The organism is Neorhizobium sp. NPDC001467 (genome assembly GCF_050275975.1).
Classification (GTDB): Bacteria; Pseudomonadota; Alphaproteobacteria; order Rhizobiales; family Rhizobiaceae; genus Neorhizobium.
Map to the genome: position 1 here is coordinate 171,487 of NZ_JBNNPS010000006.1, position 25,796 is coordinate 197,282.

22 protein-coding genes and 1 pseudogene are annotated in these 25,796 nt (G+C 60.5%); 12 read left to right on the forward strand and 11 right to left on the reverse strand.

The genetic code is table 11. The features are described from left to right. Nucleotides 1-5: 5 nt before the first annotated feature. From ACQKKX_RS14280 to ACQKKX_RS14300, 5 genes are all read right to left on the reverse strand, one after another. Nucleotides 6-308 carry a hypothetical protein gene (locus ACQKKX_RS14280; RefSeq protein ID WP_427571448.1) on the reverse strand — a complete coding sequence of 101 codons (303 nt, stop codon included), beginning with the start codon at nucleotides 306-308 and terminating at the stop codon, nucleotides 6-8. A gap of 61 nt (nucleotides 309-369) precedes the next feature. Further along, the gene (locus ACQKKX_RS14285) at nucleotides 370-2,028 is read right to left on the reverse strand and encodes an ABC transporter ATP-binding protein (protein WP_427571450.1); all 1,659 of its coding nucleotides are present in this window, start codon (nucleotides 2,026-2,028) and stop codon (nucleotides 370-372) included. Then, complete coding sequence (locus tag ACQKKX_RS14290) at nucleotides 2,028-3,173, reverse strand: ABC transporter permease (RefSeq protein ID WP_427571452.1); 1,146 nt, start codon at nucleotides 3,171-3,173, stop codon at nucleotides 2,028-2,030. Before ACQKKX_RS14290 ends, ACQKKX_RS14285 begins: the two co-directional genes overlap by 1 nt. Beyond that, a complete protein-coding gene (locus ACQKKX_RS14295; RefSeq protein WP_427571454.1) occupies nucleotides 3,173-4,252 on the reverse strand; it encodes a microcin C ABC transporter permease YejB in 1,080 nt (359 codons plus the stop codon). The genes ACQKKX_RS14290 and ACQKKX_RS14295 overlap by 1 nt, the downstream gene beginning before the upstream one ends. 131 nt (nucleotides 4,253-4,383) lie before the next feature. Continuing rightward, nucleotides 4,384-6,213: an extracellular solute-binding protein gene (locus tag ACQKKX_RS14300; RefSeq protein WP_427571455.1), complete on the reverse strand. Its 1,830-nt coding sequence runs from the start codon at nucleotides 6,211-6,213 to the stop codon at nucleotides 4,384-4,386. 201 nt (nucleotides 6,214-6,414) lie between these two features. Here ACQKKX_RS14300 and mepA point away from each other — a divergent pair, with 201 nt between their 5' ends. The 9 genes from mepA (at nucleotide 6,415) to ACQKKX_RS14345 (ending at nucleotide 15,052) form a co-directional block, all read left to right on the forward strand. Then, complete coding sequence (gene mepA / locus ACQKKX_RS14305; protein ID WP_427571610.1) at nucleotides 6,415-7,455, forward strand: penicillin-insensitive murein endopeptidase; 1,041 nt, start codon at nucleotides 6,415-6,417, stop codon at nucleotides 7,453-7,455. Between the two features lie 128 nt (nucleotides 7,456-7,583). Next, nucleotides 7,584-7,964 (forward strand): methylglyoxal synthase, encoded by a 381-nt coding sequence (locus ACQKKX_RS14310; RefSeq protein WP_427571456.1) that lies wholly within the window; start codon nucleotides 7,584-7,586, stop codon nucleotides 7,962-7,964. An 8-nt stretch (nucleotides 7,965-7,972) separates the two neighbouring features. Then, nucleotides 7,973-8,992 carry a glucokinase gene (locus ACQKKX_RS14315; protein WP_427571458.1) on the forward strand — a complete coding sequence of 340 codons (1,020 nt, stop codon included), beginning with the start codon at nucleotides 7,973-7,975 and terminating at the stop codon, nucleotides 8,990-8,992. A 161-nt stretch (nucleotides 8,993-9,153) separates the two neighbouring features. Further along, nucleotides 9,154-10,953: an ABC transporter ATP-binding protein gene (locus ACQKKX_RS14320; RefSeq protein ID WP_427571460.1), complete on the forward strand. Its 1,800-nt coding sequence runs from the start codon at nucleotides 9,154-9,156 to the stop codon at nucleotides 10,951-10,953. Between the two features lie 27 nt (nucleotides 10,954-10,980). Further along, a complete protein-coding gene (gene dapB / locus ACQKKX_RS14325) occupies nucleotides 10,981-11,817 on the forward strand; it encodes a 4-hydroxy-tetrahydrodipicolinate reductase (protein ID WP_427571462.1) in 837 nt (278 codons plus the stop codon). A 24-nt stretch (nucleotides 11,818-11,841) separates the two neighbouring features. Beyond that, nucleotides 11,842-12,477 (forward strand): 2,3-bisphosphoglycerate-dependent phosphoglycerate mutase, encoded by a 636-nt coding sequence (locus ACQKKX_RS14330; protein WP_427571463.1) that lies wholly within the window; start codon nucleotides 11,842-11,844, stop codon nucleotides 12,475-12,477. A 335-nt stretch (nucleotides 12,478-12,812) separates the two neighbouring features. Then, a complete protein-coding gene (locus ACQKKX_RS14335; protein WP_427571465.1) occupies nucleotides 12,813-13,523 on the forward strand; it encodes a DUF1045 domain-containing protein in 711 nt (236 codons plus the stop codon). Continuing rightward, nucleotides 13,523-14,656 carry an alpha-D-ribose 1-methylphosphonate 5-triphosphate diphosphatase gene (locus tag ACQKKX_RS14340; protein ID WP_427571467.1) on the forward strand — a complete coding sequence of 378 codons (1,134 nt, stop codon included), beginning with the start codon at nucleotides 13,523-13,525 and terminating at the stop codon, nucleotides 14,654-14,656. The genes ACQKKX_RS14335 and ACQKKX_RS14340 overlap by 1 nt, the downstream gene beginning before the upstream one ends. A gap of 105 nt (nucleotides 14,657-14,761) precedes the next feature. Continuing rightward, complete coding sequence (locus tag ACQKKX_RS14345; RefSeq protein WP_427571469.1) at nucleotides 14,762-15,052, forward strand: hypothetical protein; 291 nt, start codon at nucleotides 14,762-14,764, stop codon at nucleotides 15,050-15,052. A gap of 28 nt (nucleotides 15,053-15,080) precedes the next feature. Here ACQKKX_RS14345 and polA read toward each other — a convergent pair whose 3' ends face one another. Next, a complete protein-coding gene (gene polA, locus ACQKKX_RS14350) occupies nucleotides 15,081-18,071 on the reverse strand; it encodes a DNA polymerase I (protein WP_427571611.1) in 2,991 nt (996 codons plus the stop codon). Nucleotides 18,072-18,527: 456 nt separating this feature from the next. Here polA and ACQKKX_RS14355 point away from each other — a divergent pair, with 456 nt between their 5' ends. Next, complete coding sequence (locus ACQKKX_RS14355) at nucleotides 18,528-19,919, forward strand: dipeptidase (protein ID WP_427571471.1); 1,392 nt, start codon at nucleotides 18,528-18,530, stop codon at nucleotides 19,917-19,919. A gap of 330 nt (nucleotides 19,920-20,249) precedes the next feature. Here ACQKKX_RS14355 and ACQKKX_RS14360 read toward each other — a convergent pair whose 3' ends face one another. The 5 genes from ACQKKX_RS14360 to ACQKKX_RS14380 form a co-directional block, all read right to left on the reverse strand. Continuing rightward, nucleotides 20,250-20,459: a cold-shock protein gene (locus tag ACQKKX_RS14360; RefSeq protein ID WP_427571473.1), complete on the reverse strand. Its 210-nt coding sequence runs from the start codon at nucleotides 20,457-20,459 to the stop codon at nucleotides 20,250-20,252. A gap of 561 nt (nucleotides 20,460-21,020) precedes the next feature. Continuing rightward, nucleotides 21,021-21,368, reverse strand: a complete 348-nt coding sequence (locus tag ACQKKX_RS14365) for a hypothetical protein (RefSeq protein WP_427571475.1) — start codon at nucleotides 21,366-21,368, stop codon at nucleotides 21,021-21,023. A gap of 217 nt (nucleotides 21,369-21,585) precedes the next feature. Continuing rightward, nucleotides 21,586-21,795 carry a hypothetical protein gene (locus tag ACQKKX_RS14370; protein ID WP_427571476.1) on the reverse strand — a complete coding sequence of 70 codons (210 nt, stop codon included), beginning with the start codon at nucleotides 21,793-21,795 and terminating at the stop codon, nucleotides 21,586-21,588. 298 nt (nucleotides 21,796-22,093) lie between these two features. After that, nucleotides 22,094-22,345, reverse strand: a complete 252-nt coding sequence (locus tag ACQKKX_RS14375) for a DUF982 domain-containing protein (RefSeq protein WP_427571478.1) — start codon at nucleotides 22,343-22,345, stop codon at nucleotides 22,094-22,096. Nucleotides 22,346-22,452: 107 nt separating this feature from the next. Continuing rightward, nucleotides 22,453-22,695, reverse strand: a complete 243-nt coding sequence (locus ACQKKX_RS14380) for a hypothetical protein (RefSeq protein WP_427571480.1) — start codon at nucleotides 22,693-22,695, stop codon at nucleotides 22,453-22,455. A 168-nt stretch (nucleotides 22,696-22,863) separates the two neighbouring features. Here ACQKKX_RS14380 and ACQKKX_RS14385 point away from each other — a divergent pair, with 168 nt between their 5' ends. Beyond that, a complete protein-coding gene (locus ACQKKX_RS14385) occupies nucleotides 22,864-23,271 on the forward strand; it encodes a DoxX family protein (RefSeq protein ID WP_427571612.1) in 408 nt (135 codons plus the stop codon). A gap of 194 nt (nucleotides 23,272-23,465) precedes the next feature. After that, nucleotides 23,466-25,682, forward strand: a pseudogene (locus ACQKKX_RS14390) (transglycosylase domain-containing protein); the annotation flags it as partial. Between the last annotated feature and the right edge of the window lie 114 nt (nucleotides 25,683-25,796).

Genomic DNA, 25,796 nt, shown 5'->3' on the forward strand with positions numbered 1-25,796 from the left:
AAGGGTCAGGGTGCGCTGGAAGGCTGCTGGTTCGGATTGGTGGGTTCAGTCGGGCCGGCTGGCGGCGTTGCGGTCTGCTCGGCCGGCGGCGCGGTTTCGGCACCCCACCATTCGGCCCCACCCCAGGCCACGAGCGCCAGCAAGAGGCCCGCGACCAAAACCATCAGAACCGGCGTGCCCTTTGCACCCTGGCGCGCCTTGGTGGGCGGCAGGGGCTCTTCGATCTCGCGCACGCTGTCGCGGGTGCCGAAACGGGGCGGCAGTGTATCGATCGGTCTTGCATCCTTGGGATCGAAACGGCTGTTCATCGTCTCCTCCTTCTCGATCTGCCGTCATGAGCGACGGCATTCCTGAGGAAAAAACCGCCATTCATCCAGAATGTTCCGACCCGGCCGTGGGCGTGCTTTCGGTATCCGCCGCCTCTATCCTGAACGCGGCCGCCATCAGCGCCCGGGTATAGTCATTTTGCGGAGCGCGAAAGATCTGCTCGGCCGGTCCTGCTTCAACCACCTGGCCCATCCGCATCACGATCATTTCGTTGGCAAGCGCCTTTACCACCTTCAGGTCATGGCTGATGAACAGATAGGCCAGTTCATGCTTCTGCTGCAGGTCCCGCAGGAGATCGACCACCTGGGCCTGTACGGTCATGTCGAGTGCCGAGGTCGGCTCGTCGAGCATGACGAAACGCGGTTTCAGCACCATCGCCCGGGCAATCGCGATGCGCTGGCGCTGCCCACCGGAAAACTCGTGCGGATATCGCCAGCGCGTGGCGGGGTCGAGCCCGACTTCATCAAGGGCTGCCGCGACCCTCCGATCGCGTTCCGCTGACGACAGCGCCCTTTCGTGAACCTTCAATCCTTCCGCAATGATGTCGCCGACCGACATGCGTGGGCTCAGCGATCCGTAGGGATCCTGGAAAACCACCTGCAGACGATCGCGGTAGGGAAGCATGTGTCTGAAGGACAGGCCGTCGATATCGTTGCCGATGAAACTGATACGGCCCGTTGACGAGATCAACCGCGCCAGCGCCAGGCCCAGCGTCGTCTTTCCCGATCCCGATTCGCCGACCACGCCGAGCGTCTCGCCGGCCCGCAGGGTCAGGTCGATGCCATCCACTGCCTTCACGTGATCGACCACCTTGCGAAAGAAGCCGGCCTTGACCGGAAACCACACCTTGATGCCTTTGGCGTCCATCACCACCGGCCGCGACGGATCCGTTACCGGCGGCTCGCCGCGCGGTTCCGATGCCAGGAGATGGCGGGTATAGTCATGCTGCGGATTTTCGAAAACGTCCTCGACCGTCCCCGTCTCGACGATCCTGCCCTTCGTCATCACGCAGACCCGGTCGGCGAATTTGCGCACGATGCCGAGATCATGGGTGATGAACAGGATTGACATCCCGTAATCGATCTTCAGCCGGCTCAACAGTTCCAGGATCTGCGCCTGTACGGTGACATCGAGTGCAGTGGTCGGTTCGTCGGCGATCAGGAGCTTGGGCCGGTTGGCGAGCGCCATGGCGATCATCACCCGCTGGCGCTGGCCACCGGACAGTTCGTGCGGATAGGCCTTGAGCCGCTTTTCCGGCTCGCGAATGCCGACTTCGTACAGAAGTTCCAGTGTGCGGGCCCGCGCGCTCGTGGCATTCATGCCCTGATGCAGTACCAGGATTTCGCCGATCTGCCGCTCTATCGTGTGAAGCGGGTTGAGGGAGGTCATCGGCTCCTGGAAGATCATGGTGATGTCGCCACCGCGCACATGGCGCAGTTCGGCATCGCTGACCTTGAGCAAATCCTTGCCGCCAAAGCGGATTTCCCCGGATGGGTGGCTCGCCGCCGGATAGGGAAGAAGACGCAGGACCGAATTTGCCGAGACCGATTTTCCGGACCCGGATTCACCAACCAGCGCCATCACCTCACCGGGGGCAATATCGAAGGATATGCGATCGACGGCGAGCGCGGTCTTCCCCCCCTGATGGAAGGCAACCGAAAGATCCTTGACGGAGAGAAGCGGTTCGATCCGGTTTTGCATCAAAACGCCTTTCTGGGATCAAATGCATCGCGCACCGCCTCGCCGATGAAAATCAGCAGCGACATCATGACCGACATGGCCATGAAGGCGGTGATACCGAGCCACGGCGCCTGCAAATTGTTCTTGCCCTGCGCGATCATTTCACCCAGCGACGGCGAGCCCGGCGGCATGCCGACACCGAGGAAATCGAGCGAGGTCAGGGTCGCGATCGAACCCGACAGGATGAACGGCAGGAAGGTCAAGGTCGCCACCATGGCATTGGGCAGGAGATGGCGCATCATGATCGTCCAGTTGCCGACACCAAGTGCACGCGCAGCTCTTACATATTCGAAATTGCGCGCGCGCAGGAATTCGGCGCGCACGACGCCGACAAAACCGACCCAGGAAAACAGCAGCATGATGCCGAGCAGGATGAAGAAGCCGGGCGGCAGAATGGCTGCGATGATCAGCAGGATGTAGAACACCGGCATGGCCGACCAGATCTCGATGAAACGCTGCATCAGGAGATCGGTCCAGCCACCGAAATAACCCTGTACCGCGCCGGCGAGGACGCCAATCACCGCGGAGGCGGCGGTCAGCGCCAGCCCGAACAGAACGGAAATACGAAACCCGTAGATCAGACGGGCTGCGACATCGCGGGCCTGATCGTCGGTACCCAGCCAGTTGAGATTGCCGAAACGACAATTGGGGTCGGCATCCTTTTGCGCATAGGCGCTGCATCGATCTGCCTTGTCCATCAGCCAGAAAGGCTCTGTCGGCGCCGAATGCGGGATCTGGGAATTGACCGTCTGGTAGGAATAGCGAATGGGCGGCCAGATCATCCAGCCATGGGCTTCGATCTCCTGGCTGATGAATTCGGAGCGATAATCGGTGGTTGCCAGAAAGCCCCCGAATTTTTCCTCGGGGTACTCCACCAGGACCGGATAGAGGATCTCTCCCTTGTAGGACGCGATGATCGGCCGGTCATTGGCGATGAACTCGGCCATCAGGCTGAGGAAGAACAGCAGGAGAAAGATCCAGAAGGACCAGAAGCCGCGGCCATTGGCACGAAATTTCTGCCAGCGGCGCAGGCTGGTCGGCGACCAGAAACCTCTCGGCGGGGCTGAAACCTGTGCGGCGGCAGTCGTTGCGGAAGCCTCGGCCATCAGACATCCCTCCGCTCGAAATCGATGCGAGGATCGATCCATGTATAGATCATGTCCGAGATAAGGCTGATGACGAGACCCATCAGCGAGAAGATGTAGAGCGTGCCGAACACGATCGGATAATCGCGGTTGATGATGGCGATATAGCCGAGACGCCCCAGCCCATCGAGCGAGAATATGTTTTCGATCAGAAGCGAACCGGTAAAGAAGGCGGAGATGAACGCACCGGGGAACCCGGCAATGACGATCAGCATGGCATTGCGGAATACGTGACGATAGAGAACCTGCCGCTCGTCCAGACCCTTGGCGCGGGCCGTCGTGACATACTGCTTCTTGATCTCGTCTATGAACGAGTTCTTGGTCAGAAGCGTCGTCGTGGCGAAGGCAGAAAGCGATAGCGCAATCAGCGGCAGCGTCAGGTGCCAGAAATAATCGACGATCTTCTCCCACCAGGACAGTTCGGCGAAATTGTCCGAAACGATGCCGCGCAGTGGAAACCAGTCGAAAAACGACCCGCCGGCAAACAGCACGATCAGCAAAATGCCGAACAGAAAGCTCGGCACGGCATAGCCGACGATGATGATGCCGGATGTCCAGATATCAAAAGCCGACCCGTCCGTCACGGCCTTGCGGATGCCGAGCGGGATGGAAATGAGATAGGAAAACAGCAGTATCCAGACGCCAAGCGACAGCGAGACCGGCAGCTTGTCGAGGATCAGATCGATGACCGGCGTGTTGCGGAAAAAGCTCTCTCCGAAATCGAAGCGGGCGTAATTCCACATCATGTCGAAAAACCGGGTCAGTGGCGGCTTGTCGAAGCCGAATTGCTGCTCAAGTTTCTTGATGAATGCGGGATCGAGGCCCTGAGCACCACGATAGCGGCTCTCGTCGCCGCCCGCGGCGGAAAACTCGCCGCCTCCGCCGGATAGCCGGTCGCCGGCATCGGAGCCCTGCAACTGCGCGATCACCTGCTCGACCGGTCCGCCGGGTGCAAACTGGATGACGATGAAGGAGACTGCCATGATGCCGATCAGTGTCGGGATCATCAGCAGCAGGCGACGAAGAATATAGGCGCCCATCAGCGCTCCCTGATCATCATTGGCTGGGTTTCGTCATGTGCGGACGGAAACGGTATTGCCGGGTGCAGTCGAATCATCGCGTCACTTGGACCAGTTGGGCCCTCCCGGCGCAAGCCCCGTGCCGTGGCCATTCATCTGGCAGCCTTTTCATACCAGATTTCGGGAAAGCCGATTTCATAGCCTGGAAGCGTCGCCGGATGAGCAATGCGGTTCCAATAGGCGATTTTCTCCTCGCTCGAATAGAACATCGGCACGACATAGTGATTGGCAAGCAGAACCCGATCCATCGCCTTGATGGCGGCAACCTGCTCGTCTCGGGTGGGTGCGAACACGATCTTGCGGATAAGCGCGTCAACCGCCGGATCGGCGATACCAGCGTAGTTCTGTGAGCCCTGGCGGTTGACCGACTCCGATCCCCAGTATTCCGACTGTTCGTTGCCGGGATTCATGCTCTGCGGCCATACGCTGTAGAGCATGTCATAGTCGAAGCTGCGCACACGGTTGATATATTGCGATGCGTCGACGGTGCGGATGCGGGCGTCAATCCCGATCCGTTTCAGGCTGTTCACGTAGGGGATGACCGTCCGCTCCTGCGCGGCATTGCCGAGCAGGATTTCCAGGCTGAACGGCTTGCCCGTATCCCTATTGACCATGCGGTTGTTCTGTAGTTCCCAGCCCGCCTCCTTCAACAGGCCGACCGCCTTGCGCAGGTTGTCGCGAACCTTGGCGGGATCGCCGCCGACGGGGTTCTTGTAGGGCTCCGAAAAGACACGGGGCGGCACCTGGTCCTTCAATTCTTCCAGGAGTTCGCGTTCACGCCCCTGCGGCAGGCCGGACGATGCCAGTTCCGTGCCCCAGAAGAAACTGTCGACCCGCTTCAGGCCGCCGAAGGCAAGGGTTCTGTTGAGGTCCTCGAAATCATAGGCGTAGTTAAGCGCTTCGCGCACCCGCGCATCCTTGAAGACGTCACGTCGCAGGTTGGGTACGAAAGCCTGCATGATGCCGCGGGCCTTGAACGGGTTGCTCAGCGCCTCGCGGGTGACACGACCATCCTTCACCGCATCGAAATCGTAACGGGTTGCCCAGCGGCTGGAACTGTTTTCGCGGCGGTAATCGATCGTTCCGGCGCGAAACGCTTCGAAGGCCACATCGCTATCGGCAAAATAGGTGTAGCTGATGCTGCGGAAATTGTACTGGCCCAGATTGATCGGCAGGTCCTTGCCCCAATAGTCGTCGCGCAGTTCATAGCGGATGGACGAGCCGGGCTGTACCGCAGCGACCTTGTATGGACCGGATCCCATGACAGCATCGAGCGTCGTCTTGGAAATATCGCGCGGCTGTCCCTTGTCGTCCTTCGCCTCCCACCAGTGTTTCGGCAGGATCGCGAAGTCGCCGACGATCGATGGCAGTTCCTTGTTGTTCTTCTCGTCGAAACGGAACGTCACGTCCCGCTCGCCGGTTTTCTCCGCGGCGGTCACATGGCGATAGTAGCCGGAATACATTGCACTCAGTTCCTTCAGCTTTTCGAGGCTGAAGATCACGTCTTCCGGGGTTACGGGCCGGCCGTCCGCCCATTTCGCATTGGCGCGGATCCGGAATGTCGCCGACGCCATGTCGTCCGGATAGGATACGGATTCGGCAAGAAGGCCATAGGCGCCAAAAACCTCGTCCTGCGAACGCTTCATCAACGTGTCATAGACCATGTCGAGACCAAGGGCGGGCGCGCCGCGGTCGATCACCAGATTGAGGTTGTCGAACGTGCCCTCGGCAGCGAGCCTCAACTGCCCTGCCTTCGGCGCATTCACGTCGACATAGGGCAACTGCTTGAAATCCGGTGGCAATGCGGGTTCGCCGACGACCGCCATTCCGTGGCGCCATTTCGGTTGCTGCGCGGCATCCTGCGCCTGCGCCGCCGCCATGCCTGCGGTCGCTATCGACGCCACGATCACCAAGCCTGCCATAAGCCGGGTCCAAGCCATGCAAAACCTCTTCCTGCCTTCATCCGATGCGGCAAGCATAGGGCAAAACAGGGCGAAAAACAGGAGCGGCCGCCTCACAAGCGTATTATCCCACCGCGGACGCCGGTTTCGACGATCTCCATTTCACCAAAATCGGGTTTCACGATAAAACCTTGTGGACGAAGTGATTTGCGGCGGATGAAGATGATTGCCATTTCCCGGATAGTTTCAGGCCTGACGGTTGCGGCCGTGCTGTGTGGTGCCCTGGCGACGCCAGGTCTTGCGCAGGATGGCGCCCCGGCCAAACAGCTGTTCGGCTCCGTTGCCCTGCCGGCCGAGGGTATGTCGACGTCGATCGGCTCCTACGCCAAGGGTTGCCAGGCGGGCGCTATTGCCATGCCGGAGGATGGACCGACCTGGCAAGCCATGCGCCTGTCGCGCAACCGGCGGTGGGGCCAGCCGCAACTGATCGCGCTTTTGCAGCGCTTCTCGATGGATGCGGCAAGGCTCGGCTGGGGTTCGGGCATCCTGATTGGCGACATTTCGCAGCCCCGTGGCGGCCCGATGCTGTCCGGCCACGCCTCGCATCAGGTCGGCCTTGACGCCGACATCTGGTTCACGCCCATGCCGGAGCGTCACATGACGGCGGCAGAGCGCGAGAAGCTTCCCTTCACCTCCATGCTCGACAAGAGCAAATTCCTGACCGTCGATCAGCGCCGCTGGACCTTCACGCATGCCAAGCTCGTCATGCAGGCAGCCAGCTACCCGGACGTTGAGCGGATCTTCGTCAATCCGGCGATCAAGAAGAAACTCTGCGACACGTGGACGGGCAATCGTTCGCTGCTGGGCAAGGTGAGACCGATTTACGGTCACGACGAACATTTCCATATCCGCATGCGCTGCCCGGCAGGCGATGCCAATTGCCGACCGCAGACTGCAGTGCCGGCAGGCGACGGCTGCGACAAGTCGCTGGCGTGGTGGTTCACGCCGGAACCCTGGGCCAAACCGAAGCGGGATCCGAGCGAAAAGCCCGTCAAGCCGCGTCAGGTCATGCTCTCCGATCTGCCGAAGGCCTGTGCTGCCGTTCTTAACGCACCGGAGGACAGGACGATTTCCGAGGTGGTTTCCGGCAATGCCCGCATGGCACCTCGGAAATCGGCGGTTCTGCCAGAAGGCGGCGCCGCCGCGATCACCAACGCGCCGCCGGCCGATGTGCCGCTGCCGCGCGCCCGTCCCGCAAACTGACGCTGAACGGACACCGGACAGCATCCTGATCTCCGCCTTGGAAATTCACAGCGCCTTTCGCCACCCGGCAGAGACGCTATGGAAATCCCGGGCGAAAGCCCTATAAGTTGCACGGGCGAGGAGAGATCATGTCGGACAAATGTTGTATTGCGCTGATCGCGCATGACCAGAAGAAGGACGACATGGCGGATTTCGCCCGCGCCAGAAAGACGGCGCTCGCGCGGTTCAGGATCGTCGCCACGGGAACGACCGGCGGGCGTGTGCTGGAGGCAGCCCCCGAACTGAATGTGATGCGGCTGAAAAGCGGCCCATTGGGCGGCGACCAGCAGATCGGTGCGATGATCGCCACCGGCGAGGTCGACATGCTGATATTCTTCATCGACCCATTGTCCGCCCTGCCCCATGATGTCGATGTCAAGGCATTGACCCGGCTTGCGACCGTCTACGACATACCGATGGCGCTCAACCGCGCGACTGCAGAAAAATTCATCGATTTCCAGAAGGACTGACGTTTCTAATGGCCGACAGCATAACCGATGCGCTTCCCTTTCCCATTCTTCTGGGTGATATCGGCGGCACCAATGCCCGCTTCTCCATTCTTGCGGAAGCAACCGGGGAGGCCACCCCCTTCGTTAGCGTCAAGACCGCCGATTACGCCACGATCGACGACGCAATCCGCCATGTCGTACTCGACGGTGCTGCCGTGCGGCCGAGATCAGCCATTCTGGCGGTCGCCGGTCCGATCGACGGCGACGAGATCGACCTGACCAATTGCGACTGGGTTGTTCGACCGACGAAGATGATCGCCGAACTCGGCTTCGACGACGTGCTTGTCGTCAACGATTTCGAGGCGCAGGCGCTGGCGGCTTCAGAACTCGGTGCCGAGCATCGCCACGCGCTCGGACCGGAGGCCGAACCGCAAATCGCGTCGCGTGTGGTCCTGGGCCCCGGCACCGGCCTGGGCGTTGCCGGTCTCGTGCATGCCCGCGACATGTGGTTTCCGGTACCCGGAGAAGGCGGCCATGTGGATGTCGGTCCGCGCTCGGAGCGGGATTTTCAGATCTTTCCGCATCTCAGGCGTATCGAGGGCCGGGTATCGGCCGAGGAGGTCCTCAGCGGCCGCGGTATCGTCAACATCTACCAGGCGATCTGCATGGCCAACGGTATTGCCCCGACATTGGAGGAACCGGCGGATGTGACGGCAGCGGGCCTCGATGGTTCCAACGCGCAGGCGGCCGAAACCCTGTCGCTGTTTTCCACCTATCTCGGACGCGTGGCCGGTGACATGGCGCTGATTTTCATGGCGCGCGGCGGCGTTTATCTCGCCGGCGGCATCTCCCAGAAGATTCTGGCGGCATTGCAGAAACCGCAGTTCCGGGCTGCCTTCGAAGACAAGGCGCCGCATAGTGAACTCCTGGCCACCATTCCCACTTTCGTGGTGACGCATCCACAGGCCGCGCTTGCCGGGCTCGCAAGCTTCGCGCGCAAGCCGGAGGCCTACGGCGTATCGATGAACGAACGGCGATGGCGGCGTTAAAGCGGGTCGGTTGGTGCGCTTTTCCGGCCCGCCGTTTCCCCGCACAAATGCAACAAACCGTCCGAATCGCATGGCTTCACTAGCCAAAACGCTACCAACTGGTTAAGACGCGCGTCCAATGAGGCGCTTTTGCGCTGCGGTTTCGGTGATTGGAAGGCTTGTTGAAAGCGCACAAAAACAGAAAGTCCGAGGTCAGTTCGAGCACGGTGGCCGGCACGTTGAAGCGCGTCATCGCGGAAAACGGTCGCGACCATATCGGCGGCTATGCCTTTGCCATTACCTGTCTGATCCTGGTCGCCGCCAGCACCGCGTTCACGGCATGGATCATGGAGGCGGTGGTCAACGAGGCATTTGCCAACAAGCGCGCCGATCTGGTCGTGCTGATCTGCGGCGCCATCTTCGCGGTCTTCGTTCTGCGCGGTTTCGCCAGCTATTTCGAGGCCGTGACACTGGCCAAGATCGGCAACAATATCGTTGCCCGCTATCAGCGCCGTCTTTTCAGCCACTTGATGAGCCTTTCGGTCGGGTATTTCAGCGAAGCGCGCTCGGCGCACCTTGCCGCCCAGATCAGCCAGAACGTCACGGGCATTCGCGATGTCCTCAATTTGACCGTAACGTCCACGGCTCGCGATTTCCTGACCCTGATCGCCTTGATCGGCGTGATGGTCAGCAAGGACTGGGTCCTGTCGCTGATCGTCTTTGCGGTTGCGCCGCCGCTCCTTTATGCTCTGCGTTATGTGTCGCGCCGGCTGCGCACCGCCACAAAGGAATCCATCGAGGTGAACAGCCATGTGCTGGGCGCCATGCAGGAAACCATCCAGGGCATTGCCATCGTCAAGGCCTTCACGATGGAACAGCAGCTCGACAACAAGGTGCAGACGATTATCGAGACGGCGGAAAAGCGCGCCAACCGCATTGCCCGCCTGTCGGAACGCACCTCGCCGCTGACAGAATCCTTCGCCGGGCTGGCGATCGCCAGCGTTCTCGCCTATGCCGCCTTCCGCTCGATCTACGACAACGTGCCGCCTGGAGCCTTCTTCTCCTTCGTCACCGCGCTGCTGATGGCCTATGACCCGGCCCGCCGGCTTGCCAAACTGCAGGTGCAGATCGAACGCGCCGTCGTCAATGCGCGCATGATCTACGCGCTTCTCGATCTTCAGCCGCAGCAGCGAGAAGTGCACGAGGCGCGCGATCTGACGGTCAGCGAAGCACGAATCGAACTGAAGGGTGTCGGCTTTGCCTATGGCGAGGGCGCGGAAATCCTCAAACGTGTCGATATCGTCGCCGAGGGCGGCAAGACGACCGCGCTGGTGGGACCGTCCGGTGCCGGCAAATCAACGATCATTGCGCTTATTCCTCGCTTCTACGATCCGAGCGAAGGCGCGATCCTGATCGACGGGCAGGATATTGCCAAGGTCACCAAATCCTCCCTGCGTCGCCAGATCGCCTATGTTTCGCAGCAGCCCTATCTGTTCGAGGGCTCTATCCGCGACAATATCCGCTATGGACGTCCCGAGGCGACGGACGCCGAGATCGAAGAGGCCGCCCGGCTGGCCCATGCGCATGATTTCATCACCCTTCAGCCCAAGGGTTACGACACGCCAGTCGGTGAAAATGGCATAACGCTTTCCGGCGGCCAGCGGCAGCGCCTGTCGATTGCCCGCGCGCTGGTGCGCAATGCACCGATCCTGCTTCTCGACGAAGCCACCTCCGCGCTCGACAACGAATCGGAAGCGGCCGTGCAGAAGGCGCTCGACTTCGCCATGAAGGGCCGCACGGTCGTCGTCGTCGCCCATCGCCTTTCCACCGTCGTCAAGGCGGACAGGATCATCGTCATGAACGATGGCAATGTCGTGGAACAGGGGACGCATGAGGAGCTTGCTAAGCTGCCGGACGGGCTCTACGCTCGTCTCAACAATCTGCAGGCATCTCCTCTCGAGACCCCTGTCGTCGACATCTGAAAGACCGCCTGAACGGAGCCTGCCTGCATGCTTTCTGCGCCCAAGACCGAAACCGACATGAAGCTCGTGGTGGTGGGAGCGGCAGGACGGATGGGCCAGACCCTGATCCGCGTCATCGGGGAAACGGACGGCGTGCGGCTGCATGCCGCCGTGGAGCGTGAAGGCTCGCCCTTCCTCGGAAAGGATGCCGGCGAGCTTGCGGGTGCAGGTTTTCTTGGTGTGCCCGTGACCTGTGATCCGTTGCAAGCGTTCCTGCATGCAGACGGCGTGGTCGATTTCACCTCCCCTGCCGGGTCCGTGGAATTTGCCGGTCTGGCGGCACAGGCAAGGATCGTGCACGTGGTCGGCACGACCGGCTGCGCGCAGGCCGACGACGAGAAGATCGCCGCAGCCGGGCGTCATGCGCGTGTGGTAAAGTCCGGCAATATGAGCCTCGGCGTCAACCTTCTGGGCGTTCTCGTCGAACAGGCCGCCCGCGCGCTTCCGCCGACGGGGTGGGATATCGAAATCGTCGAAATGCACCACAAGCACAAGGTCGATGCGCCCTCGGGCACCGCTCTGCTGCTGGGCGAATTCGCTGCGAAGGGCCGCGACGTGGCATTGTCCGCGCAATCGGTACGGGTGCGCGATGGCCATACCGGTGCACGCGAAGCCGGCACGATCGGTTTCGCTACGCTGCGCGGCGGCTCGGTGGTGGGCGACCATTCGGTCGTCCTTGCCGGGGAAGGCGAAATGATCACGCTGTCGCACAGCGCCCGTGACCGCACCATCTTTGCGCGCGGCGGCGTTGCGGCAGCACTTTGGGCCCGCGACAGGAAACCGGGTTTTTATTCAATGCTCGACGTGCTCGGGCTTTCGAACTGAAGACACACTGGAGGTATTGATAGCATGACCGGCACACTCGTCCTCGTTCGCCATGGGCAGAGCGAATGGAACCTGAAGAACCTTTTCACCGGTTGGCGCGATCCCGACCTCACCCCGCTCGGTGTCGAGGAGGCAGAGACCGGGGGCAAGGCGCTTGCTGAAACCGGCATCAAGTTCGACATCGCCTTCACGTCAGACTTGAAGCGCGCCCAGAATACGCTGAAGATCGTGCTCGACAAGCTCGGCCAGCCCGATCTCGAAACCATCCGCGACCAGGCTCTCAACGAGCGCGACTACGGCGACCTCTCAGGCCTTAACAAGGACGATGCCCGTGCCAAATGGGGCGAGGAGCAGGTTCACATCTGGCGCCGCTCCTACGATGTGCCGCCACCGGGCGGCGAAAGCCTGCGCGACACCGGGGCCCGCGTCTGGCCGTATTACCTGACCGAAATCCTTCCGCGCGTCCTGCGGGGCGAAAAGGTGCTCGTGGCCGCTCACGGCAACTCGCTGCGGTCGCTCATCATGGTTCTAGACCGCATGACGAAGGAACAGATCCTTGCTCTCAATCTCGCGACCGGAGTGCCGATCGTCTACGCGATCAATGCGGACTCGACCGTTGCAAGCAAAAAAGTTCTGGGCGACATGTCTGGCGCCCATTGAGCCGGTCGACGCATGAATTGAAATAGGCCGCGCTCAGCACGCGGCCTATTTTCTTGAAGGCGGCGCTAAGGGCGTGCCATCAATCCTCGTGACGGGAATACCAGTAGGCGGACAAGACGCCGCTGGCTGCAAAGACTGCCATGACGGTGCCGATCATGATGCTCGCTTCTTCCATTGACCTGTCTCCTTATTGTGCCGGGGAAACGTGCCAAACGCCCAATAGGTTTCATTGCTTTCGAAACGGGGACGTCACGAGCCCGTGAAATGGCGCAGAGACAACGGGTGCCGGACCGGCTATAGGCTTGACGCGATATCGGTATCGAGGACATCTCATCATGCGTTACGCGGTCTATTTCACGCCCGGCAGAAACGATGCGCTGACCGATGCGGCAGCGACGTGGTTGGGACGGGATGCCTACGACAACTGCGACGTTCCATGGCCGGCCGATAGCGGTCTTGACGAAGACGAATGGCGGTCACTCACAGCTGAACCCCGCCGTTATGCGTTCCATGCGACACTGAAGGCACCTTTCGCTCTTGCGGATGGCAGAACTGAGACCGAGCTTGTTGAGGCTGTGAATGCCTTTGCCGCCAAGACCGCTGCCTTCGACATACCCGCCTTGACGGTTGCTGGCCTCGGGCCGTTTTTCGCGCTGGTGCCGGTTGACGAAGACGCCGGTTTGGAGGCGTTTGCCTCGACCGTTGTCGAGGCTTTCGAACCGTTTCGTGCACCGCTCTCTGCGGCCGATATCGCCCGACGTAACCCGGACAACCTGACCGAACGGCAGCGCATCTACCTGGACCGTTATGGCTATCCCTATGTCATGGAGGAATTCAGATTCCACATGACGCTGACGGGTCCCGTCGCGCCGGAACGGCGCGAGGCCGTTCACACCCTGCTGTCGCATCGCTTTGCCGCCTTCCTCGGCAAACCCCGCAGGATCGATGCTCTCACCATATTCGTCGAAACGGCCCGCGGAGAACCTTTTCGCGTGCACCAGCGCATTCCGCTCGCAACCGATCTGGAAAACAGGGTTGTCAACTGATGGAAAACGTTCTGACCAATGCCCGTCTCGTACTCGAAAACGAGGTTCTTCAAGGCTCCGTACAGATCCGTGATGGCGCGATTGCTGACATTGCCGAAGGGCCGTCGCGCAGCGGCGAGGACATGGCGGGCGACTATCTTCTACCCGGCCTGGTGGAGCTGCATACGGATCATCTGGAAACCCATTTTTCACCGCGGGCCGGATTGAAGTGGAACGCCATTGCCGCGATCCAGGCGCATGATACACAGGTGGCCGGTTCGGGCATAACCACCGTGCTTGATTGTCTTCGCATGGGTTCGGGTGAAGAAGGTGGTTTTGCGCGCGGCGAAATGCGCGAGCTGGCGGATGCGATCGAGACGGCCGGCCGTGCGGGTCGCCTGCGCGCCGAACACCTGTTGCACCTTCGCTGCGAGGTTTCGACGGCCGATGTCGTCGATCAGTTTTCCGACTTCGAGCATGACCCGGCCGTGCGGCTGGTCTCGTTGATGGATCACGCCCCCGGGCAGCGCCAGTTCCAGACGATGGATCAATACATCTTCTACTACAAGACAAAGCGCGGGCTGAGCGACGACGCCTTCAAGGCTTTCGTGGCGCGGCGGCTGGAATCGTCCGAACGCTATGCAGCGCCGCACCGAACCATGCTAGCCGCCCAATGCGCTGCAAGGGGCATCACCCTTGCCAGCCATGACGACGCCACCCCCGAACATGTCGAGGAGTCGGTGGGGCATGGGGTGCGGCTGGCGGAATTTCCCACCAGCATCGCGGCTGCCGAAGCGTCCCACAAGGCGGGGCTTAGCGTCTTGATGGGCGCGCCGAACGTGGTGCGGGGCCGGTCGCATTCCGGCAATATTGCGGCCAGCGATCTCGCGCGGCTCGGCGTGCTCGATGTCCTGTCGTCCGACTACGTTCCTTTCAGCCTTCTGCATGCCCCCTTCATTCTCGCGGAAGAGATCGACGGCATGAGCCTGCCTGCTGCCATTGCCATGGTCAGTGCCACGCCGGCGCGCGCGATCGGGCTTCATGACCGGGGACGCATCGCGTGCGGCCTTCGCGCCGATCTGGTGCGGGTTCAGCATGATAGTGGCGTGCCGGTCTGTCGTTCGGTCTGGCGGCAGGGTGACCGCGTCGCCTGATGGCCACGGCGATTAACGGGTGGGCGGGACGAAATTTCTTTTAGGTTTTCGCTTTAAAGTTTCGGAGCTTACGCTACCTTGCCCCTTATATTAGGGAAATACGATATGAAGCAAACCGCAAGACATATGCGCAGCGCGGAAGAGGCCGCCGTCGATCTCGAAGCCCGCATGGTGGTTCTCGAGATCGTGTCGATGACCAGCCTGGCGCTGGTGCTTGATACATCTGAGAACGGCAATAGCGAGCAGGCGCGCGGCATCATGAACCTGATCGTCGAGACCGTGCAGCAGCGTTGTTCCGAGATGGGGCTGCCACGGGATGCCGCGCAATCCGCCGAGCGCTATGCCCAGCAACTTCTGTCGACGGCCCTGCTTTCGCTCTATCCTGACCGTCACTGAACCATGCGCGATGCCTGGGCCGCATGCATCAATGCGCTTCGTCCCAATTGGCGGCAGCCCTAGCGTCAACCTTTAAGGGAACACGCATGGCGAGCGCCGGCATTGTCGCGTTTTCCATGACCGAGGTAATGACCGGGATCGCCCGATCGACGTCGGCATCCTCGACCTCGAAAATCAGTTCGTCATGCACCTGCAAAAGCATGCGAACACGCTCACCGAGACCCGCCCTGGCCAGAGCCGGCTCCATTTGCACCATGGCACGGCGAATGACGTCGGCAGCGGATCCCTGGATTGGCGCGTTAATGGCCGCGCGCTCGTTGAACGCCCGCACCGAAGGGTTCGACGATTTGATATCCGGATAGTTGATGCGACGGCCGAAAATGGTTTCGACATAGCCTTTGTCGCGGGCCTTCGCCTTGGTGGCGTCCATATAGTCCCGGATGCCCGGGAAGCGTTCGAAATATTTCTTGATATAGTCGCCAGCTTCCGCGCGCTCGATGGACAACTGGTTGGCTAGGCCGAAAGCGGAAATCCCGTAGATGATGCCGAAATTGATCGCCTTGGCGCGACGGCGCACCTCCGCGGGCATGCCTTCGACCGGTACGCCGAACATCTCCGAAGCCGTCATTGCATGAATATCGACGCCGTCTTCGAACGCCCTGGTCAGTTGCGGAATGTCGGCGACATGGGCGAGCACGCGCAGCTCGATCTGGCTGTAATCGGCCGAGACCAGCTTGTGTCCCTGCGTCGAGATGAAGGCAGTGCGGATCTTGCGCCCTTCGACATTGCGCACCGGAATGTTCTGCAGGTTGGGTTCGGACGAAGACAGCCGGCCGGTGGTGGTGGATGCCAGCGAATAGGACGTGTGCACCCGCCGGGTTTCGGGATGAACATAACCGGGCAATGCATCTGTATAGGTGGATTTGAGCTTGGTCAGCTGTCGCCAGTCCACGATCTTGCGGGGAAGAGCAGCTCCTTCGGCGGCAAGATCTTCCAGCACGCTTGCCGAGGTCGACCATTGTCCCGTCTTGGTCTTCGAACCGCCGGGAAGACCCATCTTCCCGAACAGGATGTCGCCGAGCTGCTTAGGCGAGCCGATATTGAAGCGCTCGCCGGCAAGCTCGTATATCTCGTCCTCGAATGCCGCGGCCTTCTGGGCAAGCTCTCCCGACAGCCGCGACAGGATCTGGCGGTCAATGGTAATGCCGCGGGCCTCCATATCGGCCAATACCGCGACCAGCGGCCGCTCAAGCCGTTCATAGACGCGGGTCAGACCGGCGGCAGCCAGCTGCGGTTTCAAAACCATCCACAAACGCAGCGTCACGTCCGCATCTTCCGCAGCGTAAACCGTTGCCTTTTCGATATCGACGAAATCGAACGTCACGCCGCTCTTGCCCGAACCGGCAACATCCTTGAAGGCGATCGGCTTATGGTTCAGCCAGCGTTCGGACAGGCCGTCCATGCCATGGTTCGCCTTGCCGGCTTCCAGAACGTAGGACATCAGCATCGTGTCGTCATAGTTCCTGACGGTGATTCCATGCCGCTTCATGACAAGGTAATCGAATTTCAGGTTCTGTGCGACCTTCAGCACCGACGCGTCTTCGAGCAGGGCTTTCAGCCGATCCAGCGCCTGGCGCTGGTCGATCTGGTTTTCGGCAAGACCACCACCCAGAAGATCGCCAACTCCGGTCTTGTGCGTGAGCGGAACATAAGCGGCGCGGATAGGAAGACCCGAGGGGTTTTCCGTATTGTCGGCAATCGCCAGCGAAAAGCCCACCAGCTCGGCGCGCATCGGATCAAGCGTGTTTGTTTCCGTATCGAAACCGACGAGGCCGGTTTCGCATGCCGCCCTGATCCAGTCGTCCAGCACTTCTATATCGGTGATCGTCACGTAGTTGCCGGTATCGATCGCGGCATTGGAAAACGCCGCGATTCGGGCCTCGGCAAGCGCGGCGGGTGTCGCGCCGCCGGCGCCTCTGCCAACGGCCGTCGCGGCCGGATGGGCCGGCGCGTCTGCCGCGGCTTCCCCTGTATCGGCTTTGGACGCGCCCGCCTGATCGAGATCCGGCCCACGAGCCGCATCGCCCCATTCGACCGTTACCTCGACCGGCTCGATCTCGTCGGCATTGCAATCGCAGGCGGCCGCGACGCGACGGGTGAGCGTGCCGAACTGCATGGCCTTCAGGAAACCGATCAGCTTCGGACCGTTCTGTGGTTCCAGAACCAGCGCCCCGAGATCCAGATCCAGTGGCACATCCGTGCGCAGTTCGACCAGTTGCCGGGAAAGACGCGCTTGTTCGGCAAAGGTGATGATGCTTTCGCGGCGCTTGACCTGCTTGATTTCGCCGGCGCGCGCCAGCAGGGAATCGAGATCGCCGAATTCCTCCAGAAGCTGCGCCGCCGTCTTTGGTCCGATCCCCGGGATACCCGGCACGTTATCAACGGAATCACCGACCAGCGCCTGCAGGTCGACCATCTTTTCCGGCGGCACGCCCCATTTCTCGATGACGTCCGGAATGCTGATCTGTTTGTCCTTCATGCTGTCATACATGTGGACATTGGCCGTGACCAACTGCATCAGATCCTTGTCAGAGGAGACGATGGTCACATCGGCGCCGGTGGCTTCCGCCTGCCTTGCATAGGTGGCGATGATATCGTCAGCTTCGAAACCCTCGGTCTCGATGCAGGGCAGATTGAAAGCCCGTGTCGCCTGTCGGATCAGCCCGAATTGCGGAACGAGCTCTTCCGGCGGCGCCGACCGATTGGCCTTGTAGGCGTCGTAGATTTCCTTGCGGAACGTCTTTGACGAATAATCGAAGATGACCGCGAAATGCGTAGGCGTCACCCCCACCGAAGTGTCGCGCGCATCCGTCAGAAGCTTCCACAGCATATTGCAGAAACCCGACACCGCGCCGACGGGCAGGCCGTCCGATTTGCGGGTCAGGGGGGGAAGCGCATGGAAGGCCCGGAAAATGAAGCCCGAGCCGTCGATGAGAAATAGATGATCGCCTTTTTTCATAGGCATGAGATACCGCGCAGCTCGGCTTGCGTCCAATGAAACTTGGCAGACTTGGGCAACCGACGCAGCCGAGGGTTCGGCGAATGAATGTTACCGAATTGTAATTTATGTATCCTTGAAAAGACGCATTTGCCCTCTCATCTCAATAGCAACGGCGCCTGATCACGCCGTCGTCTGAAAGCCGGCCTGTCCCCCGCCGCGTCAGACCAGGCAAGGGCCTTTCCCCCTCTCCGGGCCTTTGCCACCGATACGAGCCGCCATGACCGCTTCCCCCTCCCGGTCATGGCGGTCTCAATGCCGGGAGCCTTCCTTTGGAAAGATCCCGCAGCCGGTCCGTTGAACAAGCCTTTGCGGCAAGAGTAACGCCTATCGTATCCACGCGAGCGCAAGAGTGTTTCCAATTGACCTGCAAGGGATTAGGGTCCGGCCGACATTGAGAACGCAGGACCCTTCATCATGACCGACCTATCCGCCGTCCTTTCCCGTGCCGACGAGAATTTGCCCGCCAGCCTTGATCGGCTTTTCGAGCTTGTGCGAATCAAATCCATTTCCACGGATCCGGCCTATAAGGCCGATTGCGCCAAGGCCGCCGATTGGTTGGCAAGCGAACTCAGCGCGCTCGGATTTGACGCTACGGTGCGCCAAACGCCCGGTCATCCGATGGTGGTCGGCCACCACGCGGCCGCGACACCCGATGCGCCGCATGTTCTGTTTTATGGTCATTACGATGTACAGCCGGTCGATCCGATCGAGCTGTGGGAAAACGATCCTTTCGAGCCCGCCATCAAGGATCTCGGCAATGGCCGCAAGGTTCTGACGGGTCGCGGCACGGCCGACGACAAGGGCCAGTTGATGACCTTCGTCGAGGCCTGCCGTGCCTACAAGGACGTACACGGCGCCCTGCCCATTCGCGTTACGATTCTGTTCGAGGGCGAAGAGGAGTCAGGATCGCCTTCGCTCAAGCCATTCCTGGAAGCCAATGCCGAGGAACTGAAGGCTGAATACGCCCTCGTTTGCGACACCGGCATGTGGGATACTGACACGCCGGCGATTGCTGCGGCGTTGCGCGGCCTGGTCGGAGAAGAAATCACCATCACCGGCGCCGACCGCGACCTGCATTCCGGTCTTTACGGAGGGGCTGCGGCAAACCCCATTCATGTTCTGACGACAATTCTCGCCGGCCTGCGCGACGACCAGGGGCGCGTTACCCTTCCCGGCTTCTACGATGGCGTCGAGGAAACGCCGCAAAACATCAAGTCAAGCTGGGAGACGCTGGGCCGCTCGGCCGCTCACTTCCTTGGCGAAATCGGATTGTCCGAACCCGCCGGTGAGAAGGGGCGTTCGGTTTTGGAACTGGTTTGGGCGCGGCCGACCTGCGAGGTGAACGGCATCTGGGGCGGGTACACCGGCGACGGCTTCAAGACCGTCATCGCCGCTAAGGCATCGGCGAAGATCTCCTTCCGTCTTGTCGGCACGCAGGATCCGCAGAGCATCCGCGAAAGCTTCCGTGCCTATGTGGGCTCACAACTCCCTGCCGACTGCACTGTCGAGTTCAAGGAGCACGGTGCATCTCCGGCCATCCAGCTGTCTTACGAATCGCCGGCACTGACCAAAGCGAAGAACGCTCTGTCCGACGAATGGGCAAAGCCCGCAGTTGTCATCGGCATGGGCGGCTCGATCCCGATCGTCGGCGATTTTCAGAAAATGCTGGGCATGGACTCGCTGCTGATCGGCTTCGGTCTCAATGACGACCGGATCCACTCGCCGAACGAGAAATACGAAATGAAATCCTTCCACAAGGGGATCCGTTCGTGGGCACGGATCATCGAAGCGCTCGCCAAGCGCTGACCGCTGGGGCTCGGCACGCGCGCCGGACCTCTTTCTCCAAGGCCCAAAGCAAAAAAGGTCGGGCAAGCCCGACCTTTCGTATCCTGTTTCTGCTTGCCATTACATCCGTGGTCAAGCGAACAGGATCAGCACTTTCATCCGGCAAACAAGTGGCTTGCCGCTATGGATCGACTTTAGGAAAGAATGGTTAACATTTCGTTAACGACTAAAAAAGCAGATCCGTTTTGAACGGGTTGGCTCCGGAGCTTGACCCTAAAACGCAAAACGCGCCTGGTCAGGCGCGTTTTCAAGATATTTGCATCCGCGCCGCGGCGCGGACATGGGCGCCGATCAGGCTGCCTGAAGGTTGTCCGCCGAAACGCGGCCCGAACGCTTGTCGGTGACCAGTTCGTAGGCGATCTTCTGACCGTCCTTGAGGCCATTCATGCCGGCGCGTTCGACAGCCGAGATATGCACGAAAACGTCCTGTGCGCCGTCGTCAGGCTGGATGAAGCCGAAACCCTTGGTCGCGTTGAACCACTTTACAGTACCGCTTGCCATTACGATGTCCTTTCACTCGCAAATATAAGCATGCCGACCGGCATGCAGCCGATCGATCTTGAGTCTCGTATTTGAAGAAAAGGTCTTGTAGCGCCGGGACGCCTTAGTGCCGCTTGCAAACAAATATCGATGCGAAGGCAGGTATCTTTGAGGCTCCGGGATGTCAAGATACCGGAAGCGTTCGCCGCAATCCCCAATTGCGCGAAGCGACCCATACATCCGGCCAAAAGGGCTCGCTCCAAATAAGAAACCCGGCGCGGGAGGAGGTGCGCCGGGTTCTTAAAACTGACCAGCAACCGGGAGGAGGAGGTGTTGCCAGTCCAATCGAACGACGCTGGGAGGAGGAGTGCGTCGTTTCGATATTCGTAAGATACGCGAATTCAGCTCAAAAAACAGACAAAGTTTCGCAGCGCAGCCATGCGCTCGACGCATATCTTTACGGACAGCGTTGGTTGCGAGATCAGGACAGGAGCTCTGGAGCTGGCTCAAAACCAGAGCACAGTCATTTGCGTCGATGGCGGCATGCAGCCGCCATCCAAGCCACGAATGGCGATCGATCCGTCAGTAATACCGGCGATACCAGGCCTGCTTCTGCTCCGCCGCAGAGGTCGCGACGAGGTAGCCAAGGCCAAAGCCGATCGCACCGATCAGCGTGAACAGCGTGGTTGCGGCGGCGGGATGTTCACGAATTGCACCGGCAGCGGAAACGGCCTCGTCCTGAACATAGCTCGCGGCATCGCTCGCGCGGCGAGACACGTTCTCGTAGGCCTCGCCGCCTTTTTCGGCCAGCTTTTCACGAATGGATGCGATCTCGGCGCGCAAGGTTGCGACTTCGCTCTTGAACGCATCATTGACATCCTGCGACGTCGATAGTTCGGTCGATGCGTCGGTCGTCCGGACAGATTTCATTCCGATAGCCTCGGGCATAGGTGCCTCCACTGATGTTGGGATGTCATACGGGAGCACATTCAACTGGCGAACGACCGATAGGTTCCAAGATCGTGATCCCCAGGCACACAGCTGACCACACGGAAGTGCCGAAAATCGGCACAGCTTCACGAGCTTTAACCTGACCGGCAGCATTCAGCGTTAGGGTACAACGACCTATCCGCCGCCCGAGTCGTGTCTATCGACTCAGTGCCATCGTTTCAGCAAGATGCGAGAGCGCTTCCTTCTCGCTCATGCCTTTTTGGAGCGAGTTGACGAGGATGAGCGCCAGCGCTTCGCCGTCCGGACTATCTTTATTGATGCGGTATTCGGTGCAGGCATCATCAAATACCTGCTGCAGGAGACTAAGCTGATCCGGATTGACCGGCTGGCGAACGTGCGTGCGCATGAAAACCTCCATCGCTCCCGGCTTCCCCGGCCGGGCGTTGGTTACCGGGCATACGTGTCTACGTCTGCGAGGCGTTGGCACCTTCCCTCGAAATATGGGCGCCAATTGGACCAAGCTCCGTTCCACTTACCGGAGATGGTCATTGCAAAAAATACAGCCTCCACGAGAAACACCTAGACGCTAAAACCGATTGCCGCGCAACTACAACTAATCATGGGTGATTTAGTATATTATTTAACTCTCAATTGAATAGAGCGCTCAATCGGACATGCCCTAGTCCTATCGTCAGACGCGTTTCTCAGTTGGGTTGCGGCGCTTCTCTGGTGGCTTGTTCAAACTGTATGCGCGCCTCCTCGACGCTGCGGCGCCCATCGAGCGCCGCCCGGCAATAGCTTCGGGCCCGCACGAATTCCATCCCCCTCGGAAATGGCCAGTGCTCCATCATGAGCGCCAAGGCGTCATGCGGCCCTCTGACAATCTGCTCGTCGGAATTCCCGACAGCGATACAAACAGGCTTATTCCACTGCGATTTCGTCTGAACGTTAAGCATCGGATCCTCCCCTGAAACAGCCAGTCAAAACGCTCCTGAACGGTAATCGGTTCCATACAAAAGCACCAGCGGGGCAATGCACCTTTCGCAGCGGCGGACCAGAGCAATCAGAACCCCCATCCGGACTGTCTCGGACGCGACGTGGCACCCAGCATATAACCGACAGCCAGGCCAAGGAGCCCGACGGTGAGAAGGGCTGAACCGGTGGCGGCAGGATGGTCTGCCGCATGGGCAGCGACCATGCCGGCTTCGTCCCTGACGTAGTCATACGCGTCACGTGCCTTGGCGAACGCTTTAGGGTCCTGCGCGACGTCACCGGTGAAACCGGCATTCAAAACGTTGTGTGTCACGGCGTGCTCCTTCTAACATTTTAAGCCGAACGCCACGGGCGCCGGTCTGTTCCTTCTCCCCTTAGTTGCCGCAACTTCACGAAGACGTGCTGGCGCCTGATCTTGCTTTTGGCAGATCCAGCAAACACAGGGGACAGCGATCTTTTCACACGGAGTTTTCAGAGTTTTATGCAAAATACTTTCAACAGCGCTCAGCCCACCCTGCTCAGCGCGCTGCGCATCGTCCTCGGACTGATCATCTTCTCCTTCGGCACCGCCAAGATTTTCCATTTCTATCCCGGAAACTTCACGCCGCCGACAGGCTCCCTGCCATGGATCGCAGGTCTTATCGAGCTGACGCTCGGCTTTTTGTTTCTGGTTGGCTTCCAGACTCGCATCGCAGCCTTCATTCTCTCGGGCCTGATGGCCGCGGCCTATTTCGTTGCCCATTTTCCAAAGAGCATCTTTCCAACAGAGAATGGCGGTGGCGCGGCCGCGGTCTATTGCTTCGTCTTTCTCTATTTTGTCGCCGCAGGCGCAGGGCCCTGGAGCCTTGATGCGATGCTGTCGCGCGGCCGTACGCTCAAGACTGTTTGAGCGAACATGTCGGGGGAACGCGTTTAGCGGCGCGTTACTCCGTTCCTGAGGCAGACCCACCGGTGCAACCTTAATGCCTCGTTAAATCGCCGCATTTACACTTCATTGAAGCATCGGGGCGAGGCAGGGCGTGCGCCGCCGCAGGACATGATCCGCGGCTGGCCTCTGCGATAATTGGGGTACAACCGGTCCGCATGGCATCCAGATCAAAGTCAAATGAACGCGTCGAGCCTTCCTTCGAGGACGAGGCAGAGCAGGATTCCGACTTTCGTCTGGACGCCGACGACCGCATTTCCGGCAAAGGCAAGGCCGCCAAGGGCAAAGCCAGGGCCGCAACACCTGCCAGGAAATCACCCGGCAAGACGAAGGAACCACGCCAGTCCGGCGGCTTCTTCGGCTTCATCCGCTCTCTCGTCTACTGGTGCGTCGTCCTCGGCATCTGGGCCGGCATCGGCGTCGGCGGCCTTGTCATCTATTACGGCTCGAAAATGCCGAGTGCCAGTTCCTGGACGATCCCCGATCGTCCGCCGAACATCAAGATCACCGCGCTCGATGGACAGGTGATTGCCAATCGCGGCACCACAGGCGGCGAGGCCCTGGCGCTGGAAGAGATGTCGCCCTACCTGCCGCAGGCGGTCATTTCCATCGAAGACCGGCGCTTCTATTCGCATTTCGGCATCGATCCCGCGGGCCTTGCCCGCGCATTCGTCAACAACCTGACAGGCCAACCGATCCAGGGCGGCTCGACCATTACCCAGCAGCTGGCCAAGAATCTGTTTCTGTCGCCGGACCGCACATTCGAGCGAAAAATTCAGGAAGTACTGCTTGCCTTTTGGCTTGAGCAGAAATTCACCAAGGACCAGATCCTTGCCATGTATCTGAACCGGGTATTCTTCGGTTCGGGTGCCTATGGCGTGGAAGCGGCTTCGCGACGCTATTTCAACAAGTCGGCGCGCGACGTGAATCTCGGTGAAGCGGCGACCATTGCCGGCTTGTTGAAAGCGCCGTCCCGTCTGTCGCCGGCGCGCGATCCGCAGGCCGCCGAAGCCCGGGCTCAGGTCGTGCTCGGCACCATGCAGCAGGAGGGCTATATCAGCGAAAGCGACGTCAAGACGGCGATGTCGCAACCGCCGGCCAAGGCGAAACGCTACTGGTCGGGCGCCCAGCACTACGCGGCCGACATGGTGGTTGACGAGGTGAAGCGCCTGATTGGCGACATCAAGACCGACGTCAATGTCGAGACCACAATCGATATGGCGCTCGAAGAAAAGGCCGAAAAGGCTCTGACGGATGTGCTGACGAAGGAGGGCCGCAAGGTCAATGCCGCTCAGGCTGCCCTCGTTTCCGTCGACGCCACCGGTGCCATCCGCGCTCTGGTCGGTGGCAGGGATTATACCGAAAGCCAGTTCAATCGCGCGGTGACCGCCAAGCGTCAGCCCGGTTCCGCGTTCAAGCCTTTCGTTTATGCCGCAGCCCTCGAAGCCGGCGCCCGGCCGGACACCGTCTACAACGACGGGCCGGTTAAGATCGGCAACTGGACGCCGGAAAACTTTGACCAGAAATATCGTGGTCCGGTGACGCTTTCGACGGCGCTGACACATTCGCTCAACACGATCGCCGCCCAACTCGTCAACCAGGTCGGCCCTGCCAGCGTCATTCAGCTTGCCCACCGTGTCGGCATCGATTCCGAACTGCAGTCGAATGCGTCGATCGCGCTTGGCACGTCCGAAGTTTCGTTGCTGGAACTGACCTCGTCCTATGCGCCGTTCATGAACGGCGGTTTCAAGGCGGCGCCGCATATCCTCACCCGCATTACCGATCCGGATGGCAAGGTCCTGTATCAGTCGGATTTCCAGAACCCGCCACGGGTCCTGAGCGAAACCATTGCTGCCACCATGAACAATATGATGAGCCGTGTTGTCCTTGAAGGCACGGGCAAGAACGCGCGGTTGAAGAACTGGCAGGTCGCCGGCAAGTCCGGCACCACGCAGTCGTTCCGCGACGCGCTTTTCGTTGGCTATACGAGCATCCTGACGACCGGCATCTGGTTCGGCAATGACGACGGCGGGCCGATGAAGAAAGTGACCGGCGGCGGACTGCCCGCGAAGGCCTGGCAGGAATACATGACCGCGGCAATGAGCGGTTATACGCCGACCCCGCTCTATGGCAGCGGTGCCGGCTTTGTCTTGCCGCCTGCCGCCGAGCAGCCTCCACAGCAGACGACGCTGGGCGATCTGATTTCCGGCGTTCTGCCAGGCGTTGGCAGCAATCCGGCCCCGGTCGAGGACACCGGCGAGTTTCCGCCCGCGCCGCTGCCTGCTCAGGCCGATCAAGGCCAGCAAGCCCAAAATCCCTACCCACAGGTCCAGCCGGGCGCCGACCCTTCGATGCCGGCGCCGCCGCTACAGACCGATCGCGCCCAACCGCCCGTCCAGCAGGCCCAGCCGCGCCCGCAGCAGCAGCCCAGGCAGCAGCAAACCCGCCAGCAGCAGACCGGACAACAGCAAGGTGCGCCCTTGCCTGCC

Excerpts from the sequence above, each read along its gene's own strand:
- dapB (WP_427571462.1), top strand. The coding sequence starts at position 10,981 with ATGCTTTCTGCGCCCAAGACCGAAACCGACATGAAGCTCGTGGTGGTG.
- ACQKKX_RS14290 (WP_427571452.1), bottom strand. The coding sequence starts at position 3,173 with ATGGCCGAGGCTTCCGCAACGACTGCCGCCGCACAGGTTTCAGCCCCG.
- mepA (WP_427571610.1), top strand. The coding sequence starts at position 6,415 with ATGATTGCCATTTCCCGGATAGTTTCAGGCCTGACGGTTGCGGCCGTG.
- ACQKKX_RS14315 (WP_427571458.1), top strand. The coding sequence starts at position 7,973 with ATGGCCGACAGCATAACCGATGCGCTTCCCTTTCCCATTCTTCTGGGT.
- ACQKKX_RS14300 (WP_427571455.1), bottom strand. The coding sequence starts at position 6,213 with ATGGCAGGCTTGGTGATCGTGGCGTCGATAGCGACCGCAGGCATGGCG.
- ACQKKX_RS14340 (WP_427571467.1), top strand. The coding sequence starts at position 13,523 with ATGGAAAACGTTCTGACCAATGCCCGTCTCGTACTCGAAAACGAGGTT.
- ACQKKX_RS14375 (WP_427571478.1), bottom strand. The coding sequence starts at position 22,345 with ATGCTTAACGTTCAGACGAAATCGCAGTGGAATAAGCCTGTTTGTATC.
- polA (WP_427571611.1), bottom strand. The coding sequence starts at position 18,071 with ATGAAAAAAGGCGATCATCTATTTCTCATCGACGGCTCGGGCTTCATT.
- ACQKKX_RS14360 (WP_427571473.1), bottom strand. The coding sequence starts at position 20,459 with ATGGCAAGCGGTACTGTAAAGTGGTTCAACGCGACCAAGGGTTTCGGC.
- ACQKKX_RS14285 (WP_427571450.1), bottom strand. The coding sequence starts at position 2,028 with ATGCAAAACCGGATCGAACCGCTTCTCTCCGTCAAGGATCTTTCGGTT.
- ACQKKX_RS14280 (WP_427571448.1), bottom strand. The coding sequence starts at position 308 with ATGAACAGCCGTTTCGATCCCAAGGATGCAAGACCGATCGATACACTG.
- ACQKKX_RS14385 (WP_427571612.1), top strand. The coding sequence starts at position 22,864 with ATGCAAAATACTTTCAACAGCGCTCAGCCCACCCTGCTCAGCGCGCTG.
- ACQKKX_RS14355 (WP_427571471.1), top strand. The coding sequence starts at position 18,528 with ATGACCGACCTATCCGCCGTCCTTTCCCGTGCCGACGAGAATTTGCCC.
- ACQKKX_RS14345 (WP_427571469.1), top strand. The coding sequence starts at position 14,762 with ATGAAGCAAACCGCAAGACATATGCGCAGCGCGGAAGAGGCCGCCGTC.
- ACQKKX_RS14295 (WP_427571454.1), bottom strand. The coding sequence starts at position 4,252 with ATGGGCGCCTATATTCTTCGTCGCCTGCTGCTGATGATCCCGACACTG.
- ACQKKX_RS14335 (WP_427571465.1), top strand. The coding sequence starts at position 12,813 with ATGCGTTACGCGGTCTATTTCACGCCCGGCAGAAACGATGCGCTGACC.
- ACQKKX_RS14370 (WP_427571476.1), bottom strand. The coding sequence starts at position 21,795 with ATGCGCACGCACGTTCGCCAGCCGGTCAATCCGGATCAGCTTAGTCTC.
- ACQKKX_RS14365 (WP_427571475.1), bottom strand. The coding sequence starts at position 21,368 with ATGAAATCTGTCCGGACGACCGACGCATCGACCGAACTATCGACGTCG.
- ACQKKX_RS14310 (WP_427571456.1), top strand. The coding sequence starts at position 7,584 with ATGTCGGACAAATGTTGTATTGCGCTGATCGCGCATGACCAGAAGAAG.
- ACQKKX_RS14330 (WP_427571463.1), top strand. The coding sequence starts at position 11,842 with ATGACCGGCACACTCGTCCTCGTTCGCCATGGGCAGAGCGAATGGAAC.